Source organism: Pseudoxanthomonas sp. (assembly GCF_036845285.1).
GTDB lineage: Bacteria > Pseudomonadota > Gammaproteobacteria > Xanthomonadales > Xanthomonadaceae > Pseudoxanthomonas_A.
Genome location: NZ_DAIUEE010000001.1, coordinates 186,872 through 206,430 on the forward strand (window position 1 = coordinate 186,872; position 19,559 = coordinate 206,430).

Consider the following 19,559-nt stretch of genomic DNA (forward strand, 5'->3'; position numbering starts at 1 on the left):
GCTAAGCTCCCGAACTTGTCTCCGCAGGACCCGCCGATGACCGACGCCACGCCCGCCACCCGCACCAAACTGCCGCTGCACTGGAAGATGGCCATCGGCTTCGGCATCGGCCTGCTCGTCGGCCTGGTGGTGCATGCCACGGGGCAGGGCGATGCGGCATGGGTGGGCCAGGTGACGAAGTACGTCACTACACCCTTCAGCAAGATCTTCCTCAACCTGATCTTCATGCTGATCGTGCCGCTGCTCTTCTCGGCCCTGATCTGCGGCATCGCCGAGATGGGCGACATCCGCGCGCTGGGCCGGATCGGCTGGAAGACGCTGGCCTACACCGTCGTGCTGTCGGCCGTCGCCGTGCTGATCGGCCTGGTGCTGGTGAACCTGCTGAAGCCGGGCGTCGGTGTCGATCCGGCGATGGCGCAGCAGCTGATCGCGGAAAACGCGGAGCGCACCAAGGAGATCGTCGCCAGCGTCGGCACGCAGCCGACCGGCATGGACATGCTGCTGTCGATCGTGCCGGACAACGTCATCGGCGCGGCGTCCAGCAACGCGGCCATCCTGTCGCTGATGTTCTTCGCGGTGATGTTCGGCATCGGCCTGGTGCTGACGCCGTCGGAGAACACCGGCATCCTCAAGCGCGGCATCGAAGGCGTGTTCGAGATCTCGATGACGCTGATCGGCCTGGTCATCCGCCTGGCGCCGTACGCGGTGGCCTGCTTCATGTTCAACCTCGCGGCGATCTTCGGCTTCGATCTGCTGCTGCGGCTGGGCGCGTACGTCGGCGTGGTCGTGCTGGCGCTGGCGCTGCACCAGTTCGTCAGTTACTCGGTGGCGCTGAAGCTGGCCGGCTACTCGCCGCTGGCGTTCTTCCGCGGCGCGCAGGAAGCGATGGTGATGGCATTCTCCACCGCCTCCAGCAACGCCACCCTGCCGACCGCGCTGCGCGTGGCCGACGAGAAGCTGGGCCTGCCGCGCACCGTGTCGCGCTTCGTACTGACCGTGGGCGCCACCGCCAACCAGAACGGCACCGCGCTGTTCGAGGGCGTCACCGTGATCTTCCTCGCCCAGTTCTTCGGCGTGGACCTGTCGCTTGGCCAGCAGTTCATGGTGATGCTGGTGTGCATCCTGGGCGGTATCGGCACGGCCGGCGTGCCGTCCGGCTCGCTGCCGGTGGTGGCGCTGATCTGCGCGATGGTGGGGGTGAACCCCATCGGCATCGGCCTGATCCTGGGCGTGAATCATTTCCTCGACATGTGCCGCACCACGCTCAACGTCACTGGCGACCTGACGCTGGCCTCGCTGGTGGCCAAGGGCGAAACCGGCGACGTGAAGCTGCCGGGCCGGCCGGGGTAACACCCCGGCGAGGGCCTCGCAACCGCGACAGGGCGGGCGGGGGGTGGGACAATGGGTGGCCCGCAGCCCGCCGGGCGCCGCCCCCTACGCTTTGACTCCCATGACGACGCCTGCCTCCAACAAGCCTGGCCGCCGCCAGCTCGCCAACGCCATCCGCTTCCTCGCCGCCGACGCGGTGCAGGCCGCCAACTCCGGCCATCCCGGCATGCCCATGGGCATGGCCGACATCGCCGAAGTGCTGTGGAACGACTACTACCGCCACAGCCCGTCGAACCCGCACTGGTTCAACCGCGACCGCTTCATCCTGTCCAACGGCCACGGCTCGATGCTGCAGTACGCGCTGCTGCACCTGGCCGGCTACGACCTGCCGCTGCAGGAGCTGAAGAACTTCCGCCAGCTGCACAGCAAGACCGCTGGCCATCCGGAGCGCCACGAGACGCCAGGTGTCGAGACCACCACCGGTCCGCTCGGCCAGGGCTTCGCCAACGCCGTCGGCTTCGCGCTGGCCGAGAAGCTGCTGGCGCAGCGCTTCAACCGCGAAGGCCACGACATCGTCGATCACCGCACCTTCGTCTTCATGGGCGACGGCTGCCTGATGGAAGGCGTCTCGCACGAGGCCGCGTCGCTGGCCGGTACATGGGGCCTGGGCAAGCTGGTGTGCTTCTGGGACGACAACAAGATCTCCATCGACGGCAATACCGACGGCTGGTTCACCGACGACACGCCGGCCCGCTTCGAGGCCTACGGCTGGCAGGTGGTGCGCAACGTCAACGGCCACGACCCGATCGAGATCAAGACCGCCATCGATACCGCGCTGAAGACCGCCGACAAGCCCACGCTGATCTGCTGCCGCACCACGATCGGCTTCGGTTCGCCGAACAAGGCCGGCAAGGAATCCAGCCACGGCGCACCGCTGGGCAAGGACGAGCTGGAGGCCACGCGCGCTGCGCTGGAATGGCCGTACGGTCCGTTCGAAGTGCCCGCCGACATCTACGCCGGCTGGAACAAGGTCGACGCCGGCAAGGCGCTGGAATCCGAGTGGAACGCGCTGTTCGACGCCTACGCCGCGCAGTTCCCCGAACAGGCCGCCGAACTGAAGCGTCGTTCTTCCGGCGAATTGCCGGCCGACTTCGTCGCGCAGGCCGATGCGTACATCGCCAAGGTGCAGGCCGAAGGCCCGGTCATCGCCTCGCGCAAGGCCTCGCAGAACGCCATCGAAGCCTTCGCGCCGCTGCTGCCGGAACTGGTCGGCGGCTCGGCCGACCTGGCGCATTCCAACCTCACGCTGTGGAAGGCCAGCAAGTCGGTCTCGACCACCGATCCGAACGCCAACTACGTGTACTACGGCGTGCGCGAGTTCGGCATGACCGCGATCGCGAACGGGCTGGCGCTGCACGGTGGCTTCGTGCCGTTCGATGCGACGTTCCTGGTGTTCAGCGACTACGCGCGCAACGCCGTGCGCATGAGCGCGCTGATCCCGGCGCACGCCATCCACGTGTACACGCACGACTCCATCGGCCTGGGCGAAGACGGTCCGACCCACCAGCCGGTCGAGCACCTCGCCTCGCTGCGCTACATCCCGAACAACGACGTGTGGCGCCCGTGCGATGCGGTCGAATCGGCGGTGGCGTGGAAGCAGGCCATCGTGCGCCAGGACGGCCCCAGCTGCCTGGTGTTCTCGCGCCAGAACCTGGCGCACCAGCCGCGTACCGATGCGCAGGTCGGCGAGATCGCGCGCGGCGGCTACGTGCTGGCCGACGCCGACGGCACGCCGGACGTGATCCTGATCGCCACCGGGTCCGAAGTCGGCCTGGCCACGCAGGCGAAGGCCACGCTGGACGCGCAGGGCATCAAGACGCGCGTCGTGTCGATGCCGTCGACCGACGTGTTCGATCGCCAGGACGCCGCCTACCGCGAAGCCGTGCTGCCGAAGGCCGTGCGCAAGCGCGTCGCCGTGGAAGCCGCCATCGCCGATTTCTGGGGCAAGTACGTGGGCCTGGATGGTGCGGTGATCGGCATGACCACGTTCGGCGCATCCGCGCCGGCCGACGCGCTGTACAAGCACTTCGGCATCACCGCCGACGCGGTGGTCGAGGCGGCGAAGTCGCTCTGAGGCGACGATTGGCCGGATGACGACGGGCGCGCTACGGCGCGCCCGTTTGTTTTTGGTCCGGTACCCCCGCAATCGTCATCCCGGCGAAAGCCGGGACCCAGTGTCTTTTTCAGATTCCATGAACGTCATCCCGGCGAAAGCCGGGACCCATTTGCTTTTAGTTCCGTAGCGAAGTCGCTGGGTCCCGGCTTTCGCCGGGATGACGGCTTTGTGGATCGCTCGCGGTGACCTGGATGGTTACCGCGTCTCCCGCAATCCCAGCGCCAGCAACTTCGCTTCGATGCGCTCGCCCAAGCTCCCGGGCGCAGCAAGACCCATGCGCGCCATCGCCTCGGCATCGTCCGGTTTCGCCCCGAGCGCACGCAGCACGGTGCCGATCTTCTGCCACGGCGTGGCCGTGTTCGCCTTCAGCCAGCCCAGTGCCTTGATGATGCGTTGTTCAACGTGGGTGAAGTCGCTGCCCAGCGGATAGTCGGGCAACGTGCCGTCGCGCCGGAAGGCGCGCAGGCGCGCCGAGAGATGCACGGGCGTGTTGTCTATCCAGTGGCCGGGCGCGTGGAAGCCGGTACGCAGCTTGCTGAACTGCTGCGCGTGATCGATCAGCGCCTGCTGGAAGCGTACGTCGGTGATGCCGCCCATGGCAATGATGCAGTCCTCGTCGTTCTTCCCGCGCAGGTCGGCGATGCCGTACTCGTTGACGTACAGGTCGCGCAGGTGGCGGGGGATGGTCGTGTGGCCGTAGTTCCAGCGGACGTTCGATTCCGCGGCGCCGGCATCCTCGCGCACTGCGCGGAACATCAGCACGCTGCGCGCGCCGTCCAGTGCATTCGACATGTCCACGAAGTTGTACTGCCCGCCCACGCCGGACACCACGCGGCCGTCCTCCAGTCCGTCGGAGACGGCGGCGCCCAGCGCGGTCGCCATCATGCAGGAGTTGAAGAAGCGGGCGTCGGGCCGCTGCAGGCGGGCCAGCGATTCGCGCCCGCGCTCCAGTTCGTTGATCAGGCTGATGCGTCGCATGCCGATCGCGCGGCGCTGGTCGTCCGGCAGCATGCGCAGCCAGTCGTAGAACGCGGGGGAGCCGAGGTAGAAGGCGCCGTGCAGGTATTCGCCGTCGCGCTCCAGCCGCGCCTGGTCGCCCAGGTTGGCGGTGCCGTCGGCGAGGCGTTGCATCAGCGCTTCGTCGTCCACCACCTTGCGGCGGATCACGCCCGTTTCGACCAGCCGTTTGAAGCCTTCGTTGATCATCTCGCTGCAGCCGTACAGGCCGACGGCGAACGGATCGAGGCCGCCGCTGGCGAGTACGGCAGGATGCCGCTCCAGTTCCGGATCCAGTGCGGCCAGCACGTGCCGGTAGGTCGCATTGTCGGTGTGCCGCAACACCAGCGCGTGGCACAGCGCATCGGCCAGCGCGCCAATGCCGATCTGCAGCGTGCCGCCGTCGCGCACCAGCGCGCTGGCGTACAGGCCGATGGCGTAGTCGACGTCCGACACCGGCTGGCGCGGCAGGCCGAACAGCGCCGGATAGGGGCCGGGCGGCAAGACGACCAGGTCGAAGTAGTCCTCGTCCACTGCGGCGGTACCGCCGATCCATGGCAGTGCGGGATCGATCTCGGCCACCAGCATCGGTCGGGGAAGCCCACGCGCGACGATGGCATCCACCGTGTCCTGGGTCAGGTCGTTGTTGCACGAAAACGACAGCCGCGTGCCATCCGGCTCACGCGCGACTTTCTGCACGATGACATCGAGCTCGCGGTCCGCCAGTGCCCGCGCGACGTGCGTGTAGTTGAGGCTGGCGTAGTGGCGTTGCGCGGTGGTCGAGCGCAGCAACGCGCCGCCCTGCATGTAGAACTCTTCCACCTCGATGTTCGGTGGCAGGGCGTCGCGCTTGATCGCCTGCACGTACGCCAGTCGCGGGAAATCCCCGCCGAAGTGGCGCGCCGCGAACGGCTTCACGAAGCGCGCTTCCAGGCCCTTGCCGCCGCCGGGCGGATCCAGCGACAGTGCCGTGTACAGCCTCCACGTGCGCGACGGATCCGACGCAAGGCGCGCGTACAGCGCATTCAACAGCCGGTGCGGCTTGCCGATGCCGAGCGGCGCGCCCATGCGGATCGGCCCGCTGGTGTGGGACAGGATCAGGTCGACGGCGTCGTCGAGATGGGTGAGGTGGGTGGTCATCGGCAAAGCGTACCTGCGCAGCCAGGCTCAGGCCATGAAGGCTGTGTTAACGTCCGGGGCACAGGCGATGCAATGGAGCTGGACATGAAAGGACGCCCGGAGTGGATCCTGTTGCTGATCGTGCTTGGGGGTTGCGCTACCCGGACAGGGGATGTCAGTCAGCGCATGCTGCTTCCGGAAGGTGTCGCACGGTACGACATGGAACCGCACCAGGCATTCGTGTTCCCGGTGCCCCTCGGCAATGTGGCGCCTGCCGTGCCCGCGCAATTCGAAGCACGGGAATTGCGGCCGACCACCGTATGCGTCGCGTTCGTCGTGGACGAGCACGGCGATACCTCCGGAGTGGCGCCGTTGGAGCAGCCAGGATGCGAGATGCATGCCGCAATCGCCCCCTTGCTCGCGGAAGCGGTCGCCGCGGTGCAAACCTGGCATTTCTCTCCCGCGACGTTCTGCAAGTATCCGGATGCTGGCGCACGTGATCGCGACTGGAATGGCCAGGGCTGTGCAGGCCAGCATGTGGAGGCGCGGATCGTTCCCGTCTCGCTGGCCTATTCCTTTACGTTCGAAGTGCGCAACGGTAAAGGTCGTGTCGTCTCGCGGAAACGCTGACGCTCACTCCAATGCGTGTATGGAATCGGCGACGCGGCGCACTTCGTCGGGATGATGGCTGACGTAGACGATGGGCAGGCGGATCTCGTCGCGCACGCGCTGCAGGTAGGGGATCAGTTCTTCGCGGCGGGCCTGGTCCAGCGCCGACAGCGGTTCGTCGAACAGCAGCAGCGAGGGCTGCGACAGCAGCGCACGTCCGATCGCCACGCGCTGCGCTTCGCCGCCCGACAGATTGCGCGTGCGGCGCGCCAGCAGCGGCGCGACGCCCAGCAGGTCGACGATCGCATCGAAGCCGAACTGCGGTGTCCCGCGACCACCATGGCGCCCATAGGTCAGGTTGCGCCGTACGTCGAGGTGCGGGAACAGGCGCGCGTCCTGGAACACGTAGCCCACGCGGCGGCGGTGAACGGGTTCGTCGATGCGCCGGGTGCTGTCGAACAGGCAGCGGCCATCCACTTCGATGCGGCCCGCCACCGGCGTCACCAGGCCGGCGATGGCATTGAGCACGGAGGTCTTGCCCGCTCCCGAGGGACCCACCAGGGCGATGACGCGGGCGTCGTCGTCGATGCGCACGCGCCGATGGAAATGCCCGCGCCGGAGTTCGATGTCCACGCGCAGCATCAGCCTTCGTCCTCGCGTGCATGGTGCCGGCGCACCAGCCATTCCGACAGCAACAGGGCGGCCAACGAAATGGCCATCGCCACCGCTGCCAGCCGCCAGATGCCGGCTTCGCCGCCGGGCACCTGCATCAGCCCGTAGATCGCGGAGGACAGCGTCTGCGTTTCGCCGGGGATGTTGGAGACGAAGGCGATGGTGGCGCCGAACTCGCCCAGCGCCTTCGCGAATGCCAGCACGCTGCCGGCGACGAGGCCGGGCCACGCGAGCGGCAGGGTCACGGTGAAGAACACGCGCCATGGACCGGCACCGAGGGTGGAGGCGGCCTGTTCCAGCCGACGATCCGTGGCTTCGAGCGACAGGCGGATCGCGCGCACCATCAGCGGGAAGCCCATCACCGCACACGCGAGCGCGGCGCCGGTCCAGCGGAACGCGAACACGATGCCCAGGTGGTCTTTCAGGAACGCGCCCACCGTGCCCTGCGTGCCCAGCGTCACCAGCAGCGCGTAGCCCATGACCACCGGCGGCAAGACGAGCGGCAGGTGCACGACGGCGTCCAGCAGTGCTTTCCCGGGGAAGCGCGCCCGGGCCAGCAGCCAGCCGACCAGCACGCCCAGCGGCAGGCTGGCCAGCGCCGCCACCAGCGCCACCTTCAGGCTGAGCTGGATGGCGGTGAGTTCTTCCGGTGAGAAGGCGTCGAGCACGCCGCGATCAATCCTTCACGGCGAAACCACGACGCAGGAAGATCGCGTCCGCCGCCGGCGACGCCAGCCATTGCACGAACTGCGTCGCCTGGGCGGAGTGCGCGCCGCGCAGCACGGCGACCGGATAGACGATCGGCGGATGCGAATCCTCGGGGAAGGTCGCGAGCACGCGCACGGCGGGCTCGGCCTTCGCGTCGGAGGCGTACACGATGCCGAGCGGCGTTTCGCCGCGCGCCACCAGCATCAGCGCCGCACGCACGCTTTCGGATTCGGCCAGTCGCGCCTTGACGCCGTTCCACAGCGACAGCGACTCCAGCGACGCCCTGGCGTACTTGCCGGCCGGCACGGTCTGCGTCTGCCCCAAGGCCAGGCGATCGTTGCCGAGGGCGGCGAGGAAGGTGGCAGGCCGCTTCAGATCTACGCGTGCCTTGCTGGCCTTCGGTGCCACCAGTACCAGCTGGTTGCCCAGCAGGCTGCGGCGCGTGGCGGGCTCGAGTTTGTCGCGTTGCTGCAGGTAGTCCATCCATTCGAGGTCGGCGGAAAAGAACACGTCGGCCGGTGCGCCCTGTTCGATCTGCCGTGCGAGCGCGGAACTGGCGGCGTACGAGACACGCACCGGCACGCCGGTCTGCTTCCGGTAAGTGGCGGCGGCCTCGTCCAGCGACTCCTTGAGGCTGGCGGCAGCGAAGACGGTGAGACCCGCATCGTCCTGCGCGCGCACGCCGCAAGGCGCGAGCGAGGTGGCGAGCAGGAGCGCGGCAGTGAAGACGGGGCGGAGCAACGCGGACAGGTTCATGCGAACGACTCCAGTGGGGAGGGGGAACTACTCGATGATGAAGGTCTGGATCTGCCGTGTGCTGCGTGCCGGACGCGAATCGGCGGGAATCAGCAGGCGCGCGGGTCCGGCATCGGCGGGCAGCGGCTTCCCATCGCACTGGTCGGTCACGTAGACGCGCTGCTTGCCGAGGGTCGGGTCCAGTTCGCCCAGCGAGAACACCACCGCATACCCATCGCGCGCGCGCACTTCCACGTGCCGGGCAAGGTGGGCGCCACGCAACGGTTCGGCCGGCATCGCACCGGCGCGCCGAAGCACGTCGACCAGGTCCACGCCACTGCATCGCAGCGGTGTGCCATGCACGTCCATGCTGACCGCGTGCCGCGACAGGCCTTGCAGCAGGTCCGCATGCCAGGGCAGCTCCATGCGGCCGGGCGGTGGCGCGGACGGCGCGTGTGCGGCATGCGATTGGGCGCTGGCGGATAGCGCCGGCGAAGCGAAGCAGATCGCGATCAGGAACGGGAGACAGGAGCGAAGCGTCATGTGCGATCTCGCGATGTCCAGGGGAAGGTCAGTGCCGGTCCAGCGCCTTGTTCAACACGGCGGCCAACGCCACGCCGCCGGCGCGCAGCTGGCGTTCGGCGATGGGAAGGTGCTTGTCGACATACGCCTGTTCGAGTTTCGCGCGGCGCGGGTAGAAGTCCGGCTGCTTCACGGCGCGGCACGACTGCTCGGCCCAGTCGGCGGCGGGCGGCGGCAGCGTCATCGTGCCGATGACCGGACGGGGCAACGTGCGCAGATGATCCAGGTACGCCTGCTCGCTGCGACCGGTGGAAACCAGCATGCGGCTGTCCCACAGCGTGTGCATGTTGGTGCCACGCCCGTTCCAGTTCACCTGGAAATCGTTGCCGCCCTTGTCGTGGCCGTAACCGGCATGGAGCGGCTGGTGGGCGTCGCCGACGAAATGCACGACGAACTTCAGCGCCTGCAGCCGCTCGGCGTTCGGGCGCCGCGTATCGGCCAGGATCGCAGTCTGTTTCCGGATCGCCTCCACCACGCAGTTGCCGCCCGGACAGTCGCGGCGCTGCAGGTAGGCGCAGTCGTGTTCACCGATGTTGACGAAGTGCCAGTTCGCGGTCTCGCGTCCGAGCGCGGCATCGTGCTTGCGCAGGTCGTCGGCCCAGCCGGCGATGCCGGCCAGCGTGGGATCAGGCTCGCCCTCCAGCAATACGTCGATCTGGTGGCGCGTATCGGGCGTCAGGTCGTCCCATGCCAGCAGGGCGACCAGGCGATGGCCGAGCAAGCCCCACGCCTGCGCGGGGACTGGCAGCAGCGCGAGGGCGACGACGAACGCAAGGGAAAGCAGAAGGGGACGGACCATGCCGGTACTTTAACCGACACGGGCCGTCCCCAAATTGCCGCGAGCGGCGAATCCGTCGCCTGCTCAGAACTTCAGGACATATGCCACGCCGTACACCAGCGGGTCGATGTTGGCGGTGCCCAGCTTCACGCCTTCCACCTGGACCTTGGTGTCGATGTCGGCCCAGCGTACGTCCACGCGCACCGCGCTGCGTTCGCTGACCTTGAAGTCCAGGCCGGCGTGCGCCGCCAGGCCCCACGAGTCATCCAGTTTCAGCTTGGCGCCTTCAAGCGCGCCGGTGGTGTCCTCGCTGAAGAACGTCGTGTAGTTCAGGCCCACGCCGAGCAGCGGCGACACCTTGCCCTTGCTGTTGAAGTGGTACTGCAGCGAGACGGTCGGCGGCAGGTGCTTGGTTTCGCCCACCTTGCCGACGCCCTTCACCGAGATGTCGTGCTTGAACGGCAGCGCGGCCAGCACTTCCAGGCCCAGGTTGTCGCGCAGGAAGTATTCGAAGGTCACGGTCGGCTTGACGTCGCTGTCGATTTCCAGTGGCAGGGTGCCGGCGGCGATGGTGCCATTGTCGGATTTCGGATTGACCTGGTGCACGCCCACGCCCAGCGTCCAGTCGCCTTTGGACTGGGCGAAAGCGGGCGCGGCGGCGCCCAGGGCAAGGGCGATGGCAATCGGGATCAGGGTCTTCTTCATGGTGGTGACGCTCGTTGGAATGTGGCGCCAGTCTCCGCCCCCGTTCCCACCCATGCCTTGATCCTGATCAATGTCCGCAGGGCATCGTCGCCCGACCCGCCTGTTAGAATGACGGCCCCCGTCAACCCCGCCGCGCCGCGCGCGTGGCCGCAGGAGTCCTGAGCAATGTCGATCAAGGTGGGTATCAACGGCTTCGGCCGCATCGGACGCAACGTGCTGCGTTCCGCCGTGCAGAACTTCGGCAACGACATCGAGATCGTCGCCATCAACGATCTGCTGGAGCCGGACTACCTGGCGTACATGCTGCAGTACGACTCCGTGCATGGTCGCTTCGATGGCGACGTGAAGGTCGAAGGCGGCGCGCTGTTCGTCAACGGCAAGAAGATCCGCCTGACCCAGGAGCGCGACCCCGCCAACCTGAAGTGGGATGAAGTCGGCGCCGACGTCGTCATCGAATCCACCGGCCTGTTCCTCGACAAGGCCACCGCGCAGAAGCATCTCGATGCAGGCGCGAAGAAGGTCGTCCTGTCGGCGCCGTCGAAGGACGACACGCCGATGTTCGTCTACGGCGTCAACCACGAGACCTACAACGGCGAAGCGATCATCTCCAACGCCTCGTGCACGACCAACTGCCTGGCGCCGATCGCCAAGGTGCTGCACGACAAGTGGGGCATCAAGCGCGGCCTGATGACCACCGTGCACGCCGCTACCGCCACGCAGAAGACCGTCGACGGCCCGAGCAACAAGGACTGGCGCGGTGGCCGCGGCATCCTGGAGAACATCATTCCGTCCAGCACCGGTGCCGCGAAGGCCGTGGGCGTGGTGATCCCGTCGCTCAACAAGAAGCTGACCGGCATGTCGTTCCGCGTGCCGACCAGCGACGTGTCGGTGGTCGACCTGACCGCCGAGCTCGAGAATCCGGCGACGTACGACGAGATCAAGGCCGAGATGAAGGCGCAGAGCCAGGGCGCGCTGAAGGGCATCCTCGGCTACACCGAGGACAAGGTGGTGGCCACCGACTTCCGCGGCGACACCCGCACCTCGATTTTCGACGCCGAAGCCGGCATCGCGCTGGACCCGACGTTCGTCAAGATCGTCAGCTGGTACGACAACGAGTGGGGCTACTCCAACAAGTGCCTGGAAATGGTCCGCGTGGTCGCCGGCAAGTAAGCCGCGCCTCTTCCGCCTTGCCGAACGCACGGGCGCCCCATGGGCGCCCGTGTCGTTTGCGGGTATCGCGATGTGATACGGCGCGGACGGAATCGCGCCACCGGCGCATTGGATTCTTGCAAATCCGGCCGGCTTGCCCGAGGCTGCCGCGAGGCTGAACGGCCTTGGGGGGCGGGCCGACCGTCCTTGCACCGAACACGCAACGGCGGGGTAGGCGATGGATGATCTGGCGGGAATTCTGGTGTTGCTCGGGCTGGCCGTGCTGGCGGTGCCGGTACTGCTGATCGCGGCACTGGTGGCGATCAGCGGATTGAAGCGCCGCGTCGCGGTGCTGGAGCAGCAAGTCGCCCAGTTGCGCACGTCGCCCGCCGCGCCTGCGCCGCGCGCCGGAACCGTGACCGCTCCGCCGGTGGCCGCAGAACCCGCCCCGGAGCCTGTTCGGCCGGCAACGCCGCCGCCTGTGCAGGCCGCCGCGCCGCCGCCGATTCCTCCACAACGTCCCGTGCCGGCGTCGGTGCCGCCGCCTGCCGAGCGGGTGGAGCCGGTTCCTCCCGCGCCGCGCGCATCACGTGCAGAAGCGCCCCCGGTCCCGGCCAGGCCCGATGTGTTCACCCTCGCGCTCCGCGCAGTGCAACGCTGGTTCACCGTCGGCAACGTGCCGGTGAAGATCGGCGTGCTGGTACTGTTCGCCGGCGTGGCGGCGCTGCTGAAGTACGGCGCCGACCAGGGCTGGTTCACGGTGCCGCCGGAACTGCGCCTGGCAGGTATCGCGGCGGCCGCGCTGGGTGCGCTGGTGTTCGCGTGGCGCAAGCGCGACAGCAAGCGTACGTTCGCGCTGAGCCTGCAGGGCGGTGCCATCGGCGTACTGCTGCTGGTGGTGTTCGCGGCGTTCAAGCTCTTCGGCCTGATGCCGGCCGGCGCCGCGTTCGCGCTGAGCATCGTGCTGGTAGCCGGCGCCGGCATGCTGGCCGTGCTGCAGGACGCGAAGGCGCTCGCGGTGTTCGCGCTGCTCGCGGGCTTCCTCGCGCCGATCTGGCTGTCGACCGGCAGCGGCAACCATGTCGCGCTGTTCTCGTACTACGCCGTGTTGAACGCGGCCATCGTCGGCATCGCCTGGTACAAGTCCTGGCGTGTGCTCAACCTGCTCGGCTTCGTCTTCACCTTCGGCATCGGCACGGCATGGGGCCTGTTCGACTACGCGCCGGCGAAGTACGCCAGCACGCAGCCGTTCCTGGCCCTGTTCTTCGTGTTCTACCTGCTCATCCCGCTGCTGTTCGCGCGCCGGCAGCCTGCCGGTCGTCGCGATTTCATCGACGGCTGCCTGGTGTTCGGCATGCCCCTGGTGGCGTTCTCGCTGCAGGCGGGACTGATGCAGGGCGCGTTCGAAGACGTACGCCTGCCCCTGGCGCTCTGCGCGCTGGGCCTGGGCGTGCTGTACGCCGCGCTGTCATGGTGGTTGCGCCGTCGTGAAGGCTACGACGTGCTGGTGCAGTCGTATGCATTGCTGGCGGTCGGCTTCGCCACGCTGTCCGTGCCGCTGGCGCTGTCGGCACAGGCCACGGCGTGCGTGTTCGCGCTGGAGGGCGCGGCGCTGGCGTGGCTGGGCCTGCGGCAATCGCGTCTGTTGCCGCAGTTGACTGGCGCGGGCCTGCAGATCGCGGCGGCCGTGGCGTTCTTCATCGCACAGGCCGATGTGGTGTCGTGGCATGCGACGGCGATGGATGTGCCGATGTTCGCCAACGCCTCGTTCATGAGCGCGCTGCTGATCGCGGTCGCCGGTTTCGCCGGCGCATGGGCCTATCGCGGTCGCGCCGCCGGCGTGGCGCTGCTGTACTACCTGTGGGCGCTCGCGTGGTGGCTGGGCAACGGCATGGTCGAGGTCAATACCCACCTCGGCTATCGCGATGAACCCGATGCGCTGCTGGCGTTCGCCGCCCTGACCGGTTGGCTGGCGGCCGAAGTGCATCGTCGTCGCCCATCCGCCGCATTGGCGTGGACCACCTTGGTCGCGCTGGCGTCGGCGGTGCCGTTCGCCCTGTGGCAATCCGGCGTGCACCAGCAGCCGTTCGCCGGCCACGGCGCATGGGCGTGGCTGGCCTACGCCGTGCTGGGCGTGCGCAGCCTGATGTGCCTGCGCGACAGCACCCATCGCCTCGCCGGTGCCGCGCAGTTCGTGTGGTGGCTCGTGTGGCCGCTGGTGGCCAGCCTGCTGCTGGCCTGGTTGCCCGGCCATGTGCAGGGCATGGGGGGCGGTTGGCAGGCGGGCCTCATCGCGCTGCCCTGGCTGGTGGTCGTCGCGCTGGCGCTGTTCCGCTGGGATTGGCTGGCCGCGCCGCTGGGCGAGCGTTTCGACGTGTGGCGTACGCCGTTGTTCGGCGTGCTGTTCGTCGCGCTGGGGCTGTGGTGGCTGGTGTCGCTGTTCCTGTCGGGCGGTGCGCGGCCGTTGCCGTGGCTGCCCGTGCTCAATCCGATGGAACTGGCGCAGCTTGCGACGCTGGTCCTGCTGTTGCGCTGGTGGATGCCGGAATCGCGCGTGCTGCCGCCGGCGCGCATCGTGCTGCTGTCGTCGCTGGCCTTCGTCTGGATCACCTCGGTCGTGCTGCATGCCGTCCACCACTGGGGTGGCATGCCGTGGAACGAAAGCCTGCTGTCCGGCAGCCTGGCGCAGACCAGCCTCACCGTGACGTGGAGTGTGCTGGGGGTGCTGGGCTGGGTGATCGGTTCGCGCCGGGGGCAGCGCATGCTGTGGCTGGGGGGTGCGGTACTGATGGGCGTGGTGCTGGCGAAGCTGGTGTTCGTGGATCGTCAGCACCTGGGCAACCTGCTGGGCATCGGCTCCTTCATCGCCTATGGCCTGCTGTGCACGGTGGTGGGTTACCTGGCGCCGGCACCGCCGCGTCGCGTGGAGAACGAGGAGGCTGCGGCATGAAGCGATTCCTGATGGGCCTGTTGCTGGTGCCGGTGCTCGCATCGGCGCAGGCGCCCGCGCCGTATGCGAAGCGCTGGCCGCTGGTGCTGTCCGGCGAGCAGGCGGGCGCCTACCGCGTCGTGCTGGATGCCGAGGTCTATGCCACCACTGCTTGGCCGGACCTGCGCGACGTGGACGTGCTGGACGCGCACGGCAAACCGGTGGCCGCGGCGCTGTTCGGACCCGAACAGCCCTCGGCGTTGCCGGCGCGGCGCATCGTGGTGCCGTGGTTTCCGCTGCCCGCGTCAGCCGGGGAGGGAAGTGTCCCGTCGCGCGTGTCCGCGCAGTTCGGCGAAAACGGACGCATCGTCCGCATCGAGGCGGATGGAGGTACTGCGAGCGCAGCCGCTCCGCCGCGTACGTTCCTCGTCGACCTCAGCGGCATTCGCGACAATGTGGAAGCGCTGGAATTCACGTGGGACGCGGGTACGCCGCGTGAAGCCCGCTATCGCGTCGAAGGCAGCCGCGACCTGCAGGACTGGGACGTGGTGCAGGATCGCGTGACGCTGGTCGAACTGCAGCGTGGTTCGCAGCGGCTGTTGCGCGACGAGGTACCGATCCGTAGTGGATTTCGCTATGTACGCTTCGTGCCGCTCGATGCGTCGCCCGCGCTGCCGATCCGCGAAGTCCGCGTGCGTCTTGATGCCGTGCACCTGCAGCAGGCCGTGCAGTGGTCGGAACTGCGTGGACGCCGCGTCTCCGAACAGGGCGTGGACGGCTTCATCTACGAGAACACCGGACGCTATCCGATCGCACTCGCCGACCTCGCGATGGACGACTACGCGGTCGGCGAGTGGACGCTGGAAAGCCGCGACGCCGCCGATGCGCCATGGCGGCTTCGTGCCGGTCCGTGGGTGGCGTACCGCGTCGGTGGCGACCGGCCCAGCGCGTCGCCCGCGCAGCCGCTGGCAAGCGATCCGGCGCGCGATCGCTACTGGCGCCTGCGCAACCGCAGCGCATTGCCCGACCAGGTACCCACGCTGCGCCTGGGCTATCGCCCCGAAGTGATGGTCTTTCTCGCGCAGGGCACGCCGCCCTATGCGCTGGTGGCGGGCAGCGCCTCCGCCCGCCGAGCCGCCGTCCCGATGCCCGCGCTCATCGACGCCTTGCGTCGCGAGCGTGGCGAGGACTGGCAGCCTGCGCCTGCCTATCTGTCGCCGTCCGCGACGTTGGCCGGCGATGCCGCGCTGGTGGCGCCACCGACGCCGCGCGACTGGAAGGCGTGGTTGCTGTGGGGGCTGCTGGTGCTGGGTGCGGCGCTGGTCGCGGCGTTCGCCTTCAGCTTGCTGCGCAGCCGCCCCCCGGCCTAGCAGGCCTCGCGCTCGTTTGCGGCAGGGAGGGGCAGGCGGGACAATGGCGGTCTTTCCCGCTGCCCAGGACCTCCCATGCCCATCGTCCGCATGACCGACCTCGACCTCGCCGGCAAGCGCGTGCTGATCCGCCAGGATCTGAACGTGCCGATCGACGATGGCCGCATCACCTCCGAGCAGCGCATCACGGCGTCGTTGCCGACGTTGAAGCTGGCGCTGCAGAAGGGCGCGGCGGTCATGGTGACCTCGCACCTGGGACGTCCGAAGGAAGGCGTGTGGAGCGAGGCCGATTCGCTGGCCCCCGTCGCTGCGCGGCTGTCCGAACTGCTCGGCGTGGACGTGCCGCTGGTGAAGGACTGGGTGGATGGCGTCGACGTGCAGCCGGGCCAGATCGTGCTGCTCGAGAATTGCCGCATGAACGTCGGCGAGGGCAAGGACGACGAAGCGCTCTCGAAGAAATACGCCGCGTTGTGCGACGTGTTCGTCATGGACGCCTTCGGTACCGCGCACCGCGCACAGGCCTCCACGCATGGCGTGATCCGCTTCGCGCCGGTCGCCGCGGGCGGCCCGCTGCTGATGGCCGAGCTGGATGCGCTGGACAAGGCGCTGGCCAATCCCGCACGCCCGCTGCTCGCCATCGTCGCCGGAAGCAAGGTGTCCACCAAGCTGGAACTGCTGACCAGCCTGGTCGGCAAGGTCGACCAGTTGATCGTCGGTGGCGGCATCGCCAACACCTTCATCGCGGCGGAAGGCCATGCCGTTGGCAAGTCGCTGTACGAGGCCGATCTGATCGAGACCGCGAAGAAGATCGACGCCGATGCCAAGGCGCGCGGTGCCGAAATCCCGCTGCCGACCGACGTGGTGGTCGCCACCGCGTTCGCGGCCGATGCGCCGGCCACAGTGAAGGCCGTCGACGCCGTGGCTGTGGATGAGCTGGTCCTCGACATCGGTCCGCAGACCGCGCAGCGCTACGCCGACCTGATCTCGTCGGCCGGCACGGTCGTCTGGAACGGGCCGGTGGGCGTGTTCGAGTTCGATGCGTTCGGCAAGGGCACCGAAACGCTGGCGCGTGCGATCGCGCACTCGAAGGCGTTCTCCATCGCCGGCGGCGGCGACACGCTGGCCGCGGTGGACAAGTACGGCATCGCAGGCGACGTCAGCTACATCTCCACCGGTGGCGGCGCGTTCCTGGAGTTCCTGGAGGGCAAGACATTGCCGGCCGTCGCTGCGCTGGAAGCACGCGCGAAGTGAACCGCGACACGCTGTTCTTCGACCTCGACGGCACGCTGATCGATTCGGCCGTCGGCATCACCCGCTGTATCGCGCATGCGCTGACGCAGCTCGAGCACCCGGTCCCGTCGGAGGCCGAGCTGCGCGGCTGGATCGGTCCGTCGCTGCGGACCAGCTTCCTGCCGCTGCTGGGCGATCCGGCGAAGGTCGAAGCCGCAGTCGAACACTATCTCGAACGCTTCGAGTCGCACGGCTGGCTCGAGCACCAGGTCTACGCGGGCATCGGCGACGCCGTGGAAGCGCTGCACGCGGATGGCCATCGGCTCGCCGTGGTCACCGCGAAGAACGAACCGCATGCGCGCAGGATCCTCGCGCATCTGCCGTTCGGGCACCGTTTCGAGGACATCATCGGCGCTACCGCCGATGGGCGCCTCAGCCACAAGAAGGACCTGGTCGGCGAAGCACTGCGGCGTTTGTCATTGACGCCGGAGGCTTGCTGGATGATCGGCGACCGCCACATGGACATCGACGGCGCGCGCCACCACGGCATGCGCAGCATCGGCGTGCTGTGGGGATTCGGCGGTGAGGAAGAACTGCGCGATGCCGGCGCAACCAGGCTCGCGGGCGAACCCGACCAATTGCGGCCACTGCTCGCCTGAGCGGAAACGCGCGCGATCAAACGCGCGTTCCATCGCCGCATTTTTCGCGCAGTCGGGTGTGCGCGCGCAGCATCCAGCATGCGCGCAGAGACCAAAAAAATACCAGTCGGCCCGCAGCGTACGTTGCCATGAAAGCACTTGAAAACAGCGCTTTCGGGGCAGTGCGGCAGGTACGCGCAGTGCTGTCCCGGGACAGCGCCATCGCATGAAGAATGTCGGTCGTAACGGCTCCGGTGCGCTGTGGTAGCGTTTGCGCGATCACAGGGAACCCGCACCATGACCGAACGCCAGCGCCGCACCAAGATCCTCGCCACCCTCGGACCGGCGACGGACCCGCCGGGTGTGCTGGAAGAGTTGTTCCGCGCCGGCGTCAACGTGGTGCGCCTGAACTTCTCGCATGGCGATCCTTCGGGCCAGGCCAAGCGTGCGGCGGCGGTGCGCCTCGCCGCGCAGCGCGTCGGCGCCGAGGTCGGCATCCTCGCCGACCTGCCGGGGCCGAAGATCCGCGTCGAGCGGTTCGCCGAGGGCAAGGTGGTGCTGAAGATGGGCGACCGTTTCGATCTGGTGGCCAGCGTCGATGCGCCCCCGGGCGACGTTTCGCAGGTCGGCGTCAGTTACCTCGGCCTGCCCGGTGACGTGGAAGCCGGCGACGTGCTGCTGCTGGACGATGGCCTGATGCAGTTGCAGGTCATGAAGGTCGATGGCGAGCGCATCATCTGCACCGTGCTCAACGACGGCGTGCTGTCCGACCGCAAGGGCCTGAACAAGCAGGGCGGCGGCCTGTCGCTGGGCGCGCTGACCGAGCGCGACCGCGAACTGATCGCCTATGTGGCGGAGAACATCGGCGTGGACTTCATCGCCGTGTCGTTCTGCCGCAACGCCGACGACATGAACGAAGCGCGCCGCATTGCCCGCGAACACGGCTGCGACGCCGCGCTGGTGTCGAAGATCGAGCGTACCGAAGCGATCGAGAACCTGGCCGAGATCGTCGATGCCAGCGACGTGGTGATGGTGGCGCGCGGCGACCTGGGCGTGGAGATCGGCGACGCCGAACTGCCTGGCCTGCAGAAGAAGATCATTCGCGAGTCGCTGGCACGCAACAAGGTGGTCATCACCGCCACCCAGATGCTGCAGTCGATGGTCGACAGCCCCATTCCGACGCGCGCGGAAGTGCTGGACGTGGCCAATGCCGTCATCGACGGCACCGATGCCGTCATGCTGTCGGCGGAAACCGCAGCCGGCAGTTATCCGGTGCGTGCGGTCGAGGCGATGGCGCGCATCTGCCTGGGCGCCGAGAAGCAGTTCGAGATGGACACCGATTTCGAGAAGGCGCCGCGCAACCTGGAGTTCGTCGACCAGGCCATCGCGATGGCCACCATGTTCCTGTCCGAGCACATCGGCGTGCGCGCGATCGTCGCGATGACCGAGTCCGGCGGTACCGCGCGCTTCCTGTCGCGCTTCCGTTCCAATGCGCCCATCTACGCGTTCTCGCGCCACGACGGGGCACGCCGCAAGATGGCGATGATCCGCGACGTGTTTCCCATCGCGTTCGACAGCCGCGGCCTGGCACCGCGCGAGGCCGCGCGCGACGCGATGCGCGTGCTGCACGACCGCGAGCTGCTGGCCGAGGGCGACCGCGTGATCTTCACCAGCGGTGACCACATGGAGAAGCACGGCGCCACCAACACGCTGCGCCTGCTGCAGATGGGCGAGCGCGGCAAGGCCGAGGGACTGGGCGAACTCTAGGTCCGGTCGTATGGGGGGTAAAGTTCCCCCGTCGATGGTCGATACCTCCATGAAGGGGAGCCTGGAC

The 19,559-nt window shown here is 68.2% G+C and carries 16 protein-coding genes; 9 read left to right on the forward strand and 7 right to left on the reverse strand.

Annotated features, from left to right (window positions below):
- Positions 1–36: 36 nt before the first annotated feature.
- Positions 37–1,350, forward strand: a complete 1,314-nt coding sequence (locus V7060_RS00905; RefSeq protein WP_334177387.1) for a dicarboxylate/amino acid:cation symporter — start codon at positions 37–39, stop codon at positions 1,348–1,350.
- A gap of 100 nt (positions 1,351–1,450) precedes the next feature.
- A complete protein-coding gene (gene tkt, locus V7060_RS00910) occupies positions 1,451–3,463 on the forward strand; it encodes a transketolase (protein WP_334177388.1) in 2,013 nt (670 codons plus the stop codon).
- 237 nt (positions 3,464–3,700) lie between these two features.
- On the opposite strand, the gene V7060_RS00915 is transcribed toward tkt, so the two are convergent.
- Entirely contained in the window at positions 3,701–5,641 is a 1,941-nt protein-coding gene (locus V7060_RS00915) for an acetyl-CoA hydrolase/transferase C-terminal domain-containing protein (protein WP_334177389.1), read from the reverse strand.
- A 72-nt stretch (positions 5,642–5,713) separates the two neighbouring features.
- Between V7060_RS00915 and V7060_RS00920 the strand changes: the two genes are divergently transcribed.
- Positions 5,714–6,250 (forward strand): hypothetical protein, encoded by a 537-nt coding sequence (locus V7060_RS00920; RefSeq protein ID WP_334177390.1) that lies wholly within the window; start codon positions 5,714–5,716, stop codon positions 6,248–6,250.
- Positions 6,251–6,253: 3 nt separating this feature from the next.
- On the opposite strand, the gene V7060_RS00925 is transcribed toward V7060_RS00920, so the two are convergent.
- From V7060_RS00925 to V7060_RS00950, 6 genes are all read right to left on the reverse strand, one after another.
- On the reverse strand, positions 6,254–6,871 hold the full coding sequence (locus V7060_RS00925; protein ID WP_334177391.1) for an ATP-binding cassette domain-containing protein: 618 nt from the start codon (positions 6,869–6,871) through the stop codon (positions 6,254–6,256).
- Positions 6,871–7,569 (reverse strand): molybdate ABC transporter permease subunit, encoded by a 699-nt coding sequence (gene modB, locus V7060_RS00930; protein WP_334177392.1) that lies wholly within the window; start codon positions 7,567–7,569, stop codon positions 6,871–6,873. The genes V7060_RS00925 and modB overlap by 1 nt, the downstream gene beginning before the upstream one ends.
- A 7-nt stretch (positions 7,570–7,576) precedes the next feature.
- Positions 7,577–8,365: a molybdate ABC transporter substrate-binding protein gene (gene modA, locus V7060_RS00935; protein ID WP_334177393.1), complete on the reverse strand. Its 789-nt coding sequence runs from the start codon at positions 8,363–8,365 to the stop codon at positions 7,577–7,579.
- 27 nt (positions 8,366–8,392) lie between these two features.
- Positions 8,393–8,887, reverse strand: a complete 495-nt coding sequence (locus V7060_RS00940) for a hypothetical protein (RefSeq protein WP_334177394.1) — start codon at positions 8,885–8,887, stop codon at positions 8,393–8,395.
- Positions 8,888–8,915: 28 nt separating this feature from the next.
- Positions 8,916–9,725, reverse strand: a complete 810-nt coding sequence (locus V7060_RS00945) for a S1/P1 nuclease (RefSeq protein WP_334177395.1) — start codon at positions 9,723–9,725, stop codon at positions 8,916–8,918.
- A 63-nt stretch (positions 9,726–9,788) separates the two neighbouring features.
- Positions 9,789–10,409, reverse strand: coding sequence for an OmpW family outer membrane protein (locus V7060_RS00950; protein WP_334177396.1), 621 nt, complete (start codon positions 10,407–10,409; stop codon positions 9,789–9,791).
- Between the two features lie 165 nt (positions 10,410–10,574).
- On the opposite strand from V7060_RS00950, the gene gap reads away from it, so the two are divergent.
- The 6 genes from gap (at position 10,575) to pyk (ending at position 19,492) form a co-directional block, all read left to right on the forward strand.
- Positions 10,575–11,579 carry a type I glyceraldehyde-3-phosphate dehydrogenase gene (gene gap / locus V7060_RS00955; RefSeq protein ID WP_334177397.1) on the forward strand — a complete coding sequence of 335 codons (1,005 nt, stop codon included), beginning with the start codon at positions 10,575–10,577 and terminating at the stop codon, positions 11,577–11,579.
- Positions 11,580–11,805: 226 nt separating this feature from the next.
- Positions 11,806–14,508, forward strand: coding sequence for a DUF2339 domain-containing protein (locus V7060_RS00960; protein ID WP_334177655.1), 2,703 nt, complete (start codon positions 11,806–11,808; stop codon positions 14,506–14,508).
- The gene (locus V7060_RS00965) at positions 14,505–15,857 is read left to right on the forward strand and encodes a DUF3999 family protein (RefSeq protein WP_334177398.1); all 1,353 of its coding nucleotides are present in this window, start codon (positions 14,505–14,507) and stop codon (positions 15,855–15,857) included. The genes V7060_RS00960 and V7060_RS00965 overlap by 4 nt, the downstream gene beginning before the upstream one ends.
- Before the next feature lie 75 nt (positions 15,858–15,932).
- The gene (locus tag V7060_RS00970) at positions 15,933–17,108 is read left to right on the forward strand and encodes a phosphoglycerate kinase (RefSeq protein WP_334177399.1); all 1,176 of its coding nucleotides are present in this window, start codon (positions 15,933–15,935) and stop codon (positions 17,106–17,108) included.
- Positions 17,105–17,746 (forward strand): HAD hydrolase-like protein, encoded by a 642-nt coding sequence (locus V7060_RS00975; protein WP_334177400.1) that lies wholly within the window; start codon positions 17,105–17,107, stop codon positions 17,744–17,746. The genes V7060_RS00970 and V7060_RS00975 overlap by 4 nt, the downstream gene beginning before the upstream one ends.
- A 276-nt stretch (positions 17,747–18,022) precedes the next feature.
- Complete coding sequence (gene pyk, locus V7060_RS00980) at positions 18,023–19,492, forward strand: pyruvate kinase (RefSeq protein ID WP_334177401.1); 1,470 nt, start codon at positions 18,023–18,025, stop codon at positions 19,490–19,492.
- Positions 19,493–19,559: the final 67 nt, after the last annotated feature.